The following is a 14,576-nucleotide window of genomic DNA, read 5'->3' as shown; positions in this document are numbered from 1 at the left end:
CAAAGGATAAGTTAGGGACTTCGGAATCTAGTTCTAACTCATCCAGTCTTAAGACTTAATCTTAGTACAGAGAAGTAGAAGGTTTGTGAACAATGAAGCTTAACACTTGGCACTGTTTCACGTTGTCAAAACCCATGACGCGAATAAAAGATTTGGAATATTCTTGGCGGCAAGCTTGAACTTCACCTAAGACTTCTTGGGCGGTAGAAGCATTGAACAAAGGTAGTTTCCACAGTGTCCAATAGTGTTGGGTGGGTTCAGAAGAGTCGCTAAATTCCACACCAGGGATATATCCTTGATCCAGAATATATTGGACTTGCTTGACGATTTGAGCATCGGTCAAGGGGGGCAGATAGGATAAAGTTTCAAAACGACGTTCTTTGGGTAATGTCCGCATTGTTGTTTCTGAAGTTCAGTCTACTAAAGGTTTACAGGCAATGGCAATCAAGCCCTAACTCACCGAAGCATCGGGGTTTGGTTCTGAGTCGGTTTGCAATTGAGTCTCTGGGTTAGGTTCAACGCTACTCAGTTGCGTAATTCGTTCTAAATACTGACGCCGATAATCCATATTGGCTTTTTGAATATTGTCACGAACCATTTCCGGTAAATAATCAGCGACTTCCTGCACCAGATGGTCTCGCACCGTCATAATGCGAAAAGCCATTTCCTGATTTTCTTGAAGCATTTCCTGTAGATAAGCTTCTCCGTCCTGAATTTTACCCGTTGAGGAAAATCCACTCAGCCAAATTGCTTGTCCAGGGTTCGTTTCCCGTAATTGATTCGTAATAATCCTAACAGCCTGATAGGTCAGGTAGCTTGCCAGCACCTTTGATGTTTCTTTCGCAACTTGTTTGATATCCATAGGCTGACCTAACCCTCTTGATTGTGGATTTAGATTTTAGATTTTGGATTGAGTTGTAACCACAACTGACTTGATTTGTCAAGTCTGACCCAAAATCCAAAATCTTGAATCTCCAATCAATTAGACGGTATCCATCGACTCGAATTCAAACTTGATTTCTTTCCACAGTTCGCAAGCAACAGCCAGTTCAGGAGACCATTTGCAAGCTTCGCGGATAACGTCGCCGCCTTCACGGAACAGGTTACGGCCTTCGTTACGAGCTTGGATACAAGCTTCCAGAGCCACACGGTTCGCAGTTGCACCGGGAGCATTACCCCAGGGGTGTCCGAGGGTTCCACCACCGAACTGTAAGCAAGAGTCATCGCCGAAGATTTCCACCAGGGCGGGCATATGCCAAACGTGAATCCCACCGGACGCAACGGGCATAACACCGGGCATAGAAGCCCAATCTTGGGTAAAGTAAATTCCACGAGCCCGATCAAGTTCCACGTGGTCTTCGCGCATCAAGTCAACGAAGCCCATAGTGATGCCTTTTTCACCTTCGAGTTTACCGACGACGGTACCGGAGTGCAGGTGGTCTCCACCAGACATCCGTAAGCATTTGGCTAACACGCGGAAGTGAATCCCGTGATTTTTCTGACGGTCAATAACCGCGTGCATGGCGCGGTGGATGTGGAGCAGCAGCCCATTGCTACGGCACCATTTAGCTAAACTGGTGTTAGCGGTGAAACCCCCCGTCAGGAAGTCGTGCATGATGATCGGGGTTTTGATTTCTTTGGCGAATTCAGCCCGTTCCATCATTTCTTCAGAGGTGGGGGCGGTCACGTTTAAGTAGTGGCCTTTGATTTCCCCGGTTTCAGCCTGAGCTTTTTCGATGGCTTCTTGAACGAACAAGAAGCGATCGCGCCAACGCATGAAGGGCTGAGAGTTGATGTTTTCGTCGTCTTTGGTGAAGTCTAAACCACCGCGTAAGCACTCATAAACGGCGCGGCCATAGTTTTTGGCAGACAGACCGAGTTTGGGCTTAATGGTACAGCCCAGCAGAGGACGACCATATTTGTTTAATTTATCGCGCTCAACGGTAATCCCGTGAGGAGGCCCTTGGAAGGTTTTCAGGTAAGCAATGGGAATCCGTAAGTCTTCTAAACGCAGGGCGCGCAGAGCTTTGAACCCGAAAACGTTACCGACTAAAGAGGTCAGTAAGTTGGTGACAGACCCTTCTTCAAACAGATCCAGAGGATAGGCGATATAGCAAATATATTGATTATCTTCACCAGGAACGGGCTCGACTTCATAGCAACGACCTTTGTAACGATCTAGGTCAGTCAGTAAGTCTGTCCATACCGTTGTCCAGGTTCCGGTAGAGGATTCGGCAGCTACCGCAGCACCCGCTTCTTCGGGGGGAACTCCAGGTTGAGGCGTGACGCGGAAGGCAGCCAGAACATCTGTATCTTTTGGTGTATAGTCGGGCGTGTAATAGGTCAGTTTATAGTCCTGTACACCAGCTTTATAGCCAGATTTGGACTTGCTTTGTGTTTGAGAGTAAGACATATCTCCCTTAAATCTCCCTTCGTGAGGAATCGCTTATTTTATGCGCTGATTGGCAATTGATTAAAATAGTATCAAGAAATGAGTCATTGCAACCTTGAATCTTTTTAATATTTTCATAACATTTGTTTATATTTCTTCGGATATTGCCATATTCTCTTCAGATTCCAGTAATTTTTTTAGTCTCTTTACCACTAAGATGACACTTTTTATATTAAGTGTTATTAAATTAATTCTGTCAACTCGAATAAGTTATTTTACTTAAACTTTTCCGGCGTTGAGACTGCATATTTAAAGCCTTCTGTCAAGCCCAACATCATGATCCCCGATGGAGAGCCTAAATATTTCCCCCAGGGAGAACATCTAAGAAGTATTTCCCGGTTTACCCTAGGATTTGAACGATAGTCTTCCCAGTTTGGCGATTTCCCCTGACATCTTTTTTCTCCCTCCAAATTCAGATCCGTCCCTAACGCCTAGTTTCAGCTTTCTTGAGTCTGAGTCCGTTAGTCCCATGCTAGATTAATAGCATATCATCTATAGTAAATTAACTAACAATTGATTTTAATCAATTCACCCAAAACTGGGTTTTGCGTAGAACTCTTCGTTAAGATTGTTGTTATAACAGTTGACCGTTGACGATTAACGGTTGCAAAACGACCCCTTCCCGATTCCTGACTGATAACTGGTAGAGACGCGCCATGGCACGTCTCTACACTGATAACTGAATTACGGCCCACTGTGAATCCACCCACTATCCACTGTATTAATCCCCACTGTTCCCATCCCTCCCATCAACCTTGGGGGAACAAATTTTGTCAGAGTTGTGGAGCTCCCCTACAACTCAACCAACGTTATATTCCCTTACACAATTTAGGGAGTGGGGGGTTTTCCCGACTTTATACCGTTTGGGATCTCAAAACCCAAACCGAAAAAGTCCTCAAAGTTCTGATTGAACCTTCTCCCAAAGCCTTAGAACTGTTTGAACAGGAGGCGGCCGTTTTAGCTCAGTTACGCCATTCTGGAGTTCCCAGAGTTGAAGGAGACGGCTATTTTTATTTAAAAAAACGCAATGGGAACGATGGCCATCTCCCCTGTTTAGTTATGGAAAAAATTCATGGCCCGACGTTACAGGAAATTTTGAACCAATACCCCCAAGGTTGTCCCGAAGACTGGGTGCTCAGTTGGTTATCCCAAGCTTTGGAAATTTTACGGGAGTTACATAGCTATCAAATTATTCATCGAGATATTAAACCCTCGAACTTGATGTTACGCATGACTCCCCATCAACCCTTAAGTACCACTCAAGTTTGGCAAACCCAACTGGTGATGATTGACTTTGGCGGAGCGAAACAAATTGGTAATCTAGTACATGGCGATCGCGAAAACACCCCCCGCAGTACCACTCGCCTCGTTTCCGCCGGATACAGTCCCCCCGAACAGGTGATGGGGACAATGGTGGCACCCGCTACGGATTTCTACGCCTTGGGACGCACTTGTATTCATTTATTAACAGGTCAATTTCCAGGGGAATTAGAAGATGGGTTAACAACGGAATTACAGTGGCGACAAAAAGCTCAAGTCAGTCCTGGGTTTGCTAATTTATTAGATCGCATGGTTCAACTCGATCCCCGTCAACGACCCCAAAGTGCGACGGAAATTCAAACCGATATCTTTAGGATTGTTCGACAGAAAAAACGTCCTCGACGGATGATGTCGTCTCATCAACAATTACTAGACCGCATCAAAACCACATTAATTCAATGGGATCGCGGATTAATTCAACTGGTTTTAGGACTGGGAAAATTAACCCTCCATTGTGTTCGGGGAGTAGGAGAAACGAGTTGGGAAATGGCATTAGCCGTTATTGGGTCTATAATTGGAACCGTCATAGGAGCAATGTTTGTTTATTTCTCTGGGTTGGGAGAAACAATAACTGTGTTTTTAGCCCAAGAATTACCTCGACTTTTACCGAATGTCCCCCTAACTTTAGGCGCAGAAATATTAGTTTGGGGATTAGCGGGATTAGGAACTGGAATTGGTTTAACGGATGCAGGAGGATTTGATCAACGTCGCCGTTATCCGTTAGCTGGAATCATGGGACTATTCGGTTATATTGTAGGGGGAGCCAGTGGAGAATTGATTAATCGCTTAGGAAATTTAGGACTTCAAGGCAGGGAATTAGAGCTTTTAAATCAACTTCCTTTCGGAATAGCGGCGATATTAGTAACGTTAGGTTTAGGATTACGAAGTGATCAACTTTTTCAGGGAATTTGTGTTTTATTAACCGTCACAACTTTATTTTTAGGGTTCAATCAATTTGATCTTTTTCCTCAAGAAGTATTAACGTTTCCCACGGGAATGCAACAGCCTAATTTACCTCAATTTTGGCAAAGTTTGGGTTTTATGGCTTTACTCAGTGGTACAACTGCCTTTTCTCTGGGAATCACGCACTATTTAATTCTCCCTATATTTCGCTGGTTAAGTCGCTAGTTCTCCCTTTTCCCCTAGAGTGACAACCTGTCCGAAATGCTGATGGGGTAAAGATTGAGCCGAGTTGTGGTAAAAACAGAATGTTACCCTGATTTTATCAAACCCACTTACACAAACAACTGTCACACACTCAGTTTTTTTTGTTAATATAATATCATAGAATTATTCTAAATAATTTTTGAATATGTTATTAGAAACTTTAGGCACTTTAGGCACGGTAGTTGCACCTTGGTTAGGAGAATGGGGAGCAGTAAAAATCGCAAGTGGTATTCTAAAGAATATTTGCAGTCAATTAAATCCCCAGGAGATTGAAAAAGCTTTAAAAGTGGCGATTACTGTTGCAGATCAACACTGTGATCAGTTATTTGGTCAGAGTGATAAGCGGTTTAAACGTAAATTTTTAGATCAATATTTTCAGAGAAAAGAAGTTTTAGAAGAATTGCAAAAACCTCTAATTAATCAGGGAATAAATCTTGATTTACTGGTTTTTGCTTTTGAAGAAACGGTTAACACTAATAATTCAGATGGAAATAATCGGATTAATCGAGAATTTATTCAGCCTTGGTTAGAACTATTTAAAACAGAATATTTTAAACAAATTGGGGGTAATTTAAACTTTAAATATGCTAAGGCTGTTTATCTTAAACAATTAATATGCTGGTATGATGATGTTAAGTTTGTGGGTATTGATGCTAAAGGACAGGAAAACGATAAATCAGAAAAGCTGGCTAAAATTTTTGTGATGCAAGATGTCAAAGAGGAGAAAAAAGAACGTTATGGGAGTCTGAGGGAAGCTGATTTTTTAGAGTTGGGAGATCGGGGAAATCGCCAAGGAGAATTATCCCGACAACAACGTCAATGGATGGCTTTAGATAATTATGCGGGAAATCCCTTTCCGGCTCAAGATTTATTAACGAAAAATCAAGCTAAAAAGGTTGTGCTTTTGGGTGCGCCCGGTTCAGGAAAAACAACGTTAATGAGTTATTTTTCAGTGATCATTGCTCAAAATCAACCTGCTTTATTAGGCTTAAATTCAGAAGTTGATTGGCTACCAATTTTGATTCGGATGCGGGACTATGTTCGCTTTGAAAATCTGAGTATTTTAGAATATTATCAGCAATTTTGCTATAAATCTCTATCGGTTCAATCTTTACCCGGAGGATTTTTTGAACATTGGCTAGAAGATGGTAGAGCTTTAATTCTTTTAGATGGTTTAGATGAAATTGTTGAAGAAGGCAAACGTCATGAAATTGTCCAAAAAATAGAGAATTTCCTGGGAAGATATGACCAAAATCGGGTAATGATTACGTCTCGTCCGGCGGGGTATCGAAGAGACTTTTTTCGGGCTGAAGAGTTTCCCCATTATTGGTTACAGCCGTTTGATGATAATAAAATTAACGCATTTATTGAGAATTGGTATAATAGCCGCATTCCAGATCCAGAAGAAGCTAAATTACGCAAGGAAGATATTAAAAAAGCTTTTGATAAAAATCCTCGCCTTCATGTTCTAGCGCGAAATCCTTTACTGTTAACGATTATTACTTTAATCCATCGTTATCAAGCGCAATTACCGAAGGAAAGATATAAACTTTATTACTGTGCAGTACAAACTTTATTAACAACCTGGGATACAACCAATAAGCAACTCGAAAATTATAACAAATTAGAGTATCTCAAAAATGATGATTGGGAAGATCTGATGCAAAATTTAGCGTTTTGGATTCATAGCCATCAAGACGGAATTGAAGATAATGAATTAGAGGGAACGTTAATTGATAAAGATGAGTTGATTAAGTTTGTGGCAAATTATATCAAAGAAACAAAGCAGATTGAATTGACGAAAGCGAAAAAAGAAGCCCAACGTTTTATTGATTTTGTGCGTGATCGCAGTGGCTTACTCAATGAGCAAGGGACAGATTGTTATGCGTTTGTCCATAAAACTTTTCAGGAATATCTCTGCGCTCAAAAAATACAACGGGAAATGGAGGAAGATTCCTATAACTTCGAGATTATTCTCGATGCTATTAAAACCCATCTCCATGATGCTCACTGGCGGGAGGTTTTGTTATTATTGGTAGCTCAACAGCAGAAAAAATCAGCAGCAAAAGCGATTCAAGTCATCTTGAATAATCAAAGTGAGCATGAGCAATGGTTACATCGAGATTTATTATTTGCGGGTAGTTGTTTAGCTGAAAATCCCAAAGGCTTAAATGTGGCGGATAGTCGTTTAGTGGAGGATATTTTAGAACAGTTAGTTAGTTTAGAAATTAGTGACAAGACATCAGATAAACTCAAGGAGCAGCTTTTTAAGGTATTTTGCAGTCTCTACGAAACAGATTTTGCTCCGCAATGTTTGGCACTTTTAAAAGCCCAGACAAGCAAAATTGATTCAGATAGATTATTAATCTATCGAGCCGAATTAGGGGAAAAGGAAACAGTGATTGACGAGTTAATTCAACAGTTGTCCAGTAACAATTATTTGATGCGTCGGGATGCAACAAGGGTATTAGACAACATAGGCAATGCTTCCGAAAGAGTAATAGAGGCTTTGCTTAACGCTTTGGCTGATAGCGATTATCCAGTGCGTAGGAATGCAGCAATGGCATTAGGTAACTTAGACAATGCTTCCAAAATAGTAATAGCGACTTTGCTTAAGGCTTTGTGCGATGGTGAGGGTTTTGTGCGTAGTAGTGCAGCAACCGCATTAGGTGACTTAGGCAATGGTTCCGAAACAGTAATAGAGGCTTTGCTTAAGGCTTTGTGCGATGGTGAGGGTTTTGTGCGTAGTAGTGCAGCAACCGCATTAGGCAACTTAGGCAATGGTTCGGAAACAGTAATAGAGGCTTTGCTTAACGCTTTGTCTGATAGTAATTATGGGGTGCGTAGGAATGCAGCAATAGCATTAGGCAACTTAGACAAGGGTTCCGAAACAGTAATAGTGACTTTTCTTGAGGCTTTGTCAGATAGCCATTATGGGGTGCGTAGGGATGCAGCACAGGCATTAGGCAAGTTAGGTAATGGTTCGGAAACAGTAATAGAGGCTTTGCTTAACGCTTTGTGCGATAGTGATGGTTTTGTGTGCAGCAGTGCAGCATGGTCACTAGGCAACTTAGGTAATGGTTCGGAAACAGTAATAGTGACTTTTCTTGAGGCTTTGTCAGATAGCGATGGTGGTTTTGTGCGTAGTAGTGCAGCAATGGCATTAGGCAACTTAGGTAATGATTCCGAAACAGTAATAGAGGCTTTGCTTAACGCTTTATCCGATAGCGATAATTCGGTAGGTGGGAATGCAGCAGAGGCATTAGGCAAGTTAGGAAATACTTCAGAAACAGTAATAGAGGCTTTACTTAACGCTTTGTCCCATAGCGATAATTCTGTGCGTATGTATGCAGCATCAGCATTAGGCAAGTTAGGAAATACTTCAGAAACAGTAATAGAGGCTTTACTTAACGCTTTGTCCCATAGCGATAATTCGGTACGTTGGAGTGCAGCATGGGCATTAGGTAATTTAGGTAAGCAATCCCCTAAAGTTAAGCCGTTGGTGGTGGAGTGGATTCAACAACATGAAGATTCTGAATTTGTTGGGAGGGGTATTGATGCGTTGTGGGATTTGGTGAATGGTTAATTGTGTATTATAGTTATTGCAGAATTTTATGTGACTTCTCGGCTATTTCATCAAGTAGGTATCGAGTTCTGAATATTGAGAGAACACACTATCAATACTGGCTAAATTTGCTTGATAAACTAACGCTGTAGCTCTAATAAACCGAGAATAATTATTTCAGACATTCCCAATCCTCTTCATCAATAATAGGGCTAATCATATCTCCTAAAGTTTTTGCTTTACCAGCTATCAAGGCTGAAGGAATCCGACGCTTTGGGGGTGTTTTCATTTCTTCTAACACGGTCACAATAATACGGGCTGAACTCACTTGAGGTTGTTCTGATAACCATTTCACCTGACCGTTTTCATAAATTGCTTCATAACTTTTTAACATTGTAATCTCCTTTAACTCTATTTTACCTAAAACCTTGATGAATCAACCTTAATTAACGATGCCAGATGGTTTTGTTTCCGGGTTGATCAATTAAGGTTATACCTAAAGCTTTTAAATGATCTCGAATGCGATCGCTTTCTGCAAAATTCTTGGCTTTTTTCGCCTCTAACCGTTGTTGAACAAACGCCTCAATCTCCGCATCACTTAACCCTAACGCTTGACTTTCCTCTGGTTGAGCTTCTAACCCTAATACTGTTGCTAATTCTACTAACGTTTGCCAATATTTTTGTAAGGTTTCCGGTGAGGTTTCAGGGCTTCCGCCATGAACTAAAATATTGCGATCGCGTTTTAGTTCTTTCGCTAATTCAAACACAACGGCTAACCCTTCGGGTGTATTAATATCGTCATCCATTGACGTTTTAAACCGTTCAATAGCATCTTGATCAATCAGCGTTTTTTGTAGAGCAAACCCTAATTTTTCGCCATATTCATGATTAAATAATAAAGCTTCTTTAATTGTATTCCAGCTATTTTCAGCAGAAGCGATCGCTTCATCCGTAAAGTCTAAGGGTTTACGATAATGAGCTTGTAACACAAATAAACGCACTACCATCGGGTCAAGGGGTGTATCTAATAATCCCCGAATTGTGGTGAAATTTCCTAGAGATTTTGACATTTTTTCCCCACTCACCCGCACCATTCCATTGTGCATCCAATACCGAGATAAAGGTTGATGGGTTGCGGCTTCCGACTGGGCAATTTCATTTTCATGATGGGGGAAAATTAAATCGCCACCACCCGTATGAATATCAATGGTATTTCCTAATAACGATTTGACCATTGCAGAGCATTCAATATGCCATCCAGGGCGACCATTTCCCCAGGGAGATTCCCATGCAGGTTCGCCTAATTTTGCAGCTTTCCAGAGGGCAAAATCCGAGGGATCTTTTTTCTTCATGGCTTCAGGATCAGATAAAGAAACCCGTCCTCCTGCGCCTGCTTGCAGTTGTTCCTGTTGTCGTCCCGATAATTTTCCATACTCAGGAAATTGATTCACACTATAGTAAACATCCCCATCCACTGCATAAGCAACCCCTTGTTTTTCTAATTCTTGAATCAGTTGAATAATTTGGGGAATATGTTCAGTAACACGGGGATAATTATCGGCATCTTTAATATTTAAGCGACGAATATCTTCAAAATAAGCTTGAATATATTTCTCGGAAACCTCCTCCATTGTTGTGCCTTCTAATTTGGCACGGTTGAGAATTTTATCGTCAATATCCGTAAAATTCTGAATATAATTAACTTGATATCCCACATATTCTAAATAGCGTCTAACGGTATCCCAGACAATATAGGATCTAGCATGACCTAAATGACAATAATCATAAACCGTCACTCCGCAGCAATACATTTTTACTGTCCCAGGTTCTAACGGTTTGAAATCTTCTTTTTGACGAGTTTGGGTATTATAAAGTTTGATTACCATATTTTTTTATAATAGGGAATGGGGAATTACGAATTACGAATAGAAACAAGATTGGAGCTATTAGTTTATTTTTAAACTGATAACTGATAACTGATAACTGATAACTGATAACTGTTAACTGTTAACTGTTAACATTTGACTTCTGTAAAAAAACAACTTCTTGCGCCTGTATGACAAGCAATATTGCCAATTTGTTCTATTTTTAATAATATAGTATCGGCATCACAATCATAAGATAAAGATTTAAGTTTTTGAATATGTCCTGATGTGGCTCCTTTATGCCATAATTCAGAACGAGAACGACTCCAATAGTGAACTTCTTTGGTTTGTAGGGTTTTTTGAATGGATTCTTTATTCATCCAAGCCATCATTAATACCGTTCCATCTTCTGCATCTTGAGCGATCGCTGGAATTAACCCTTGATCATTAAATTTTAACACTTCTATCCACAAATAATCTTGATTCATTGCTCGGTTAAATTGTCAAGTATTTTTTCAGATTCCTGACCCTTCAGAATTTAGGTTAGAATCACAGGTAACGGCTTTTTTCTTCAGGGTTTGGAAAATATTGAAAAAGCCGTTAGCGCGAGACGGTGTTAAACTCGCTTGTAACCCTGTTTCTTGAATAAAATCTGGTTGAAGTTGAGCAATTTCTGGGGGGGTGAGTCCGTTCATTCCCATAATTAAAAACGCAACTAATCCTTTGGTTAATTGAGAATCAGACTCTCCTTGAAATTGAACTTTTCCATTTTCATCTAAGTCAGCAATCACATAAACCTGTGACACACAACCGGGAACTTTATTATCAGGAATTTTCTGATCTTCTGGAAAGGTCGGAAGTTTTTGGGCGATGGTAATTAATTGTTCATAACGCAATTTATTAGATGAGGCGCGTTTAAAACGCTGTACCATCCGTTCTAAAGTCGGGGGTAAAGGGGTTGCAGTGGAAGACATGATCCAAAACGATACAATTTCTCCCTCAGTTTAGCAGGTGTTGGCAATAATCAGTTATCAGTTATCAGTCATCAGTCATCAGTTATCAGTCATAGTCATCAATGGAGAATTAGCAATAGGGGATAGGAAAACCATTCCCCTCTGTGCATTCCCTATGATCTCAACAGTCAATTCTCAACCTTTTAAACAACGAATGGCTTCTAATAACCCCCGTGCTTTATTCAGGGTTTCCTCATATTCTTTTTCGGGTTGGGAGTCGGCGACAATACCCGCACCCGCTTGAACACTAACTTGATGTTGATTTTCACCTTGATTTTCAACAATCATCGTGCGGATGGTAATCGCACTATTAAGTTGTCCTTCAAAATCATAGTAACCATAAACCCCCGAATAGGGGCCACGACGACAACCTTCTAATTCATGAATAATTTCCATCGCCCGAATTTTAGGGGCTCCGCTCACTGTCCCGGCGGGAAAACAAGCTTTTAATAAATCCCAGGCGGTTTTAGTTTCTGCTAATTCTCCAATAACATTACTAACAATGTGCATCACATGAGAATAACGTTCAATTACCATTAATTCGTCTACTTTAACCGTCCCCATGCGACAGACTCGCCCTAAATCATTGCGTCCTAAATCGACTAACATAATGTGTTCAGCAACTTCTTTAGGATCTTGCAATAAATCTTTTCCTAAAGCTTGATCTTCTTGATAGGTTTGACCTCGACGACGAGTTCCCGCAATGGGACGGACGGTAGTAATTAATTTTCCGTCGGGATTTTTTTCTGCTTTCACCATAACTTCAGGACTAGAGCCAATTAATTGCCAATCTCCAAAGTTAAAATAAGCCATATAGGGAGAAGGATTAATTAACCGCAAAGAACGATAAAGGGAAAAGGGATCACCGGAATATTCTGTGGTTAACCGTTGGGATAAAACCACTTGAAAGATATCTCCCGCTTTAATATATTGTTTACCCTTTTCCACATTGGCGCAAAATTGCTCTTGGGAAACGTTACTCCTGTAGGTTAAAGGCGGTTGCTGATCGGGGGGAGTCCATTCTAAAAGGGTATTTTCTGGGGATAAGGGAGATTGAAGTTTAGTAACTAATTGTTGAACGCGATCGCACGCTTGTTGATAAGCGGTTTCTAAATCAGTATTGCGAGTATCTGCATAAGCGATCGCCCAAATTTTACGTTTAACTTGATCAAAGATTAATAACTGATCAACCTGCATCCATAACCCATCGGGTAAATCATCGGAATTAGGGGAATACACAGGAACACGGGACTCGATCCACTGCATTAATTCATAACCCCAAAACCCAAATAGTCCGCCAATTCCTGGGGGGAGTTGAGGTAATTTTACCGGATGATAAGGTTCTAAACAGGCTTCTAACGCTTTGAAGGGATCACCTGTAAATTCTTGAATTGTTCCATCTCGCCATTTTTGCACCGTGCGATAGCCTTCGGCTGGGCGGAGCCCATCGCCTTTGGCTTCTAAAATCCAAACTGGATCACAGCCTAAGAAACTATAACGCCCAATTTTTTCGCCACCTTCAACGGACTCTAACAAAAAATTATAAGGTTGATCCGCACAAACCCGATACCATGCAGAAATCGGAGTATCTAAATCAGCCACCCATTCTTGATAGACCGGAATAAAATTTCCTGTGGAAGCGCGTTGAGCAAATTGGGAAAAATCTGGAAAAATCATGGCGACTAATAGCGAACAATAAAAAACAAAAGGATGAAGGTGAGAATAAACCATCCTTCATCCTAATATGTTTATGGGCATTGCGCCCTGGAATTACTCAAAGCGTTTTAAACGTCAGAGGTAGATTTACCTGTAAATTTGACTTTAGCCGGATCAACGTTGCTACCGATATTGTGAGCAACGCCATTGACGGCTTGACGTCCTTCGTTGACTTTTTCAGGGAAAACGCCATCTTTGGGATGCAGATATTGAGTTTCGCCGTTAGGGAAAACGCGATAGATTTTATAGTTGTCTATTCTGGGTTTGAATTTTGACCGCAGTTGAGCACCTAAAGCTAGACACTGTTCTTTGCGGGCTAAATACAAAAGGTTGTCCCCTTCGTTCATAATCGCAGCACCGCCAGTGGGCATTTCAAACACCTGTTCTTTGGTGCTAGTCCAGGTGATTGCATATTTTTCTTCCACTTGGGCTTTTGTTAATAACCCACCGGTGCTGCCGCCGAACTTGGGTGGTTGTCCAGTCAGTGTTTCTGCCATAGAAATATCACTCAAATCATGTTTTTACGGAATCGTAACACTGATGTTGCCCTTGTCTGTAGTAGTCGTAAAGAACCGTTACAGAAGAAGAGGGGGGACGGGGGGACGGGGGGAAGAGGGGAAGAGGGGACAAGGGGAAGAGGGGACAAGGGGATGGGGGGAAGAGGGGAAGAGGGGACAAGGGGAAGAGGGGACAAGGGGATGGGGGGATGGGGGGATGGGGGGATGGGGGGATGGGGGGAAGAGGGGAAGAGGGGACAAGGGGATGGGGGGAAGAGGGGAAGAGGGGACAAGGGGATGGGGGGACAAGGGGATGGGGGGATGGGGGGAAGAGGGGAGGACGGGGAGGACGGGGAGGACGGGGAGAAGGGGGAGAGGGAGGGTTAAGGGTTAACGATATATTCAAAGAAGGAATCATCGAGGTCGTAGCCGAGCATTTGGGCCATTGCCATGAGGCGGGATTTGGGGGGAAGGTGCTGTTGGGTGAGCCAGTCGTTGAGGATAAAAATTTTTTGCATTAAAAAGATTTCCAGGGCTTCGGGGTTATATTGGATGCCTTCGGTACGATGGAATTGATGGGGAACGAGCATCGCCACATAACGGGCGAGTTCACCGGATTTCCAGTCCAGAAAAAAGGGTAGCCAAGGATAGTAAGCATCGAGGCGAATGAACCATAATCGGACTTCAGGAACTTCTGAAATTTCTCTGGGGTCTTCTGGGTCACGGAAATAGTCGATCACGAAGCTGATTTGCTGTTCATAAGGGGTAATAGGGGTATTTTTGAGGAGGGGTTCAATGACGGTTTGAACAGGGGACAAATCTAAATGATTTACTTGCTCGGAATTTAGCGTTATTGTAATTGCCATTCAATGTCAACCTTAGATTGCAGTCGATTTTAGATTAATTTTAGATTGGACGAGGATAACGGAAGTTCGTTAAAATCCCTAAGATACAATGGAAGCATAGTGTGAGCGTTTAATC

General features: G+C 41.7%; 12 protein-coding genes. 2 read left to right on the top strand and 10 right to left on the bottom strand.

Translation table 11 applies throughout. From position 1 onward, the window contains the following. Nucleotides 1-61: 61 nt before the first annotated feature. The 3 genes from H6G57_RS03325 to H6G57_RS03315 all read right to left on the bottom strand — a co-directional run bounded on the left by H6G57_RS03325 (nucleotide 62) and on the right by H6G57_RS03315 (nucleotide 2,413). Nucleotides 62-397 (bottom strand): ribulose bisphosphate carboxylase small subunit, encoded by a 336-nt coding sequence (locus tag H6G57_RS03325; RefSeq protein ID WP_190515958.1) that lies wholly within the window; start codon nucleotides 395-397, stop codon nucleotides 62-64. A 54-nt stretch (nucleotides 398-451) separates the two neighbouring features. Next, on the bottom strand, nucleotides 452-862 hold the full coding sequence (locus H6G57_RS03320; protein WP_190515956.1) for a chaperonin family protein RbcX: 411 nt from the start codon (nucleotides 860-862) through the stop codon (nucleotides 452-454). 120 nt (nucleotides 863-982) lie between these two features. Next, nucleotides 983-2,413: a form I ribulose bisphosphate carboxylase large subunit gene (locus H6G57_RS03315; protein WP_190515954.1), complete on the bottom strand. Its 1,431-nt coding sequence runs from the start codon at nucleotides 2,411-2,413 to the stop codon at nucleotides 983-985. Nucleotides 2,414-3,148: 735 nt separating this feature from the next. On the opposite strand from H6G57_RS03315, the gene H6G57_RS03310 reads away from it, so the two are divergent. Together H6G57_RS03310 and H6G57_RS03305 are read left to right on the top strand one after the other, a co-directional pair. Next, entirely contained in the window at nucleotides 3,149-4,900 is a 1,752-nt protein-coding gene (locus H6G57_RS03310) for a protein kinase (RefSeq protein WP_190515952.1), read from the top strand. Between the two features lie 184 nt (nucleotides 4,901-5,084). Then, on the top strand, nucleotides 5,085-8,525 hold the full coding sequence (locus tag H6G57_RS03305) for a HEAT repeat domain-containing protein (RefSeq protein ID WP_190515950.1): 3,441 nt from the start codon (nucleotides 5,085-5,087) through the stop codon (nucleotides 8,523-8,525). Nucleotides 8,526-8,676: 151 nt separating this feature from the next. On the opposite strand, the gene H6G57_RS03300 is transcribed toward H6G57_RS03305, so the two are convergent. The 7 genes from H6G57_RS03300 to H6G57_RS03270 form a co-directional block, all read right to left on the bottom strand. Then, on the bottom strand, nucleotides 8,677-8,898 hold the full coding sequence (locus H6G57_RS03300) for a hypothetical protein (RefSeq protein WP_190515949.1): 222 nt from the start codon (nucleotides 8,896-8,898) through the stop codon (nucleotides 8,677-8,679). A gap of 52 nt (nucleotides 8,899-8,950) precedes the next feature. Further along, nucleotides 8,951-10,390, bottom strand: a complete 1,440-nt coding sequence (cysS, locus tag H6G57_RS03295; protein WP_190515947.1) for a cysteine--tRNA ligase — start codon at nucleotides 10,388-10,390, stop codon at nucleotides 8,951-8,953. 128 nt (nucleotides 10,391-10,518) lie between these two features. Beyond that, on the bottom strand, nucleotides 10,519-10,857 hold the full coding sequence (hisI, locus tag H6G57_RS03290) for a phosphoribosyl-AMP cyclohydrolase (RefSeq protein ID WP_190515946.1): 339 nt from the start codon (nucleotides 10,855-10,857) through the stop codon (nucleotides 10,519-10,521). Between the two features lie 27 nt (nucleotides 10,858-10,884). Then, nucleotides 10,885-11,343, bottom strand: a complete 459-nt coding sequence (locus H6G57_RS03285) for a SufE family protein (protein ID WP_190515944.1) — start codon at nucleotides 11,341-11,343, stop codon at nucleotides 10,885-10,887. Nucleotides 11,344-11,517: 174 nt separating this feature from the next. Continuing rightward, nucleotides 11,518-13,059 (bottom strand): anthranilate synthase component I, encoded by a 1,542-nt coding sequence (trpE, locus tag H6G57_RS03280; RefSeq protein ID WP_190516309.1) that lies wholly within the window; start codon nucleotides 13,057-13,059, stop codon nucleotides 11,518-11,520. 107 nt (nucleotides 13,060-13,166) lie between these two features. Further along, on the bottom strand, nucleotides 13,167-13,595 hold the full coding sequence (locus tag H6G57_RS03275) for a photosystem I reaction center subunit II PsaD (RefSeq protein WP_190515943.1): 429 nt from the start codon (nucleotides 13,593-13,595) through the stop codon (nucleotides 13,167-13,169). Nucleotides 13,596-13,978: 383 nt separating this feature from the next. Continuing rightward, complete coding sequence (locus H6G57_RS03270) at nucleotides 13,979-14,461, bottom strand: CRR6 family NdhI maturation factor (protein ID WP_190515941.1); 483 nt, start codon at nucleotides 14,459-14,461, stop codon at nucleotides 13,979-13,981. Nucleotides 14,462-14,576 lie beyond the last annotated feature (115 nt).

Origin of the sequence: Planktothrix sp. FACHB-1365 (genome assembly GCF_014697575.1) — a bacterium.
Lineage (GTDB): Bacteria > Cyanobacteriota > Cyanobacteriia > Cyanobacteriales > Microcoleaceae > Planktothrix.
Note: the sequence above shows the minus strand (reverse complement) of the source record. Positions and strands in the feature narration are given on the sequence as shown.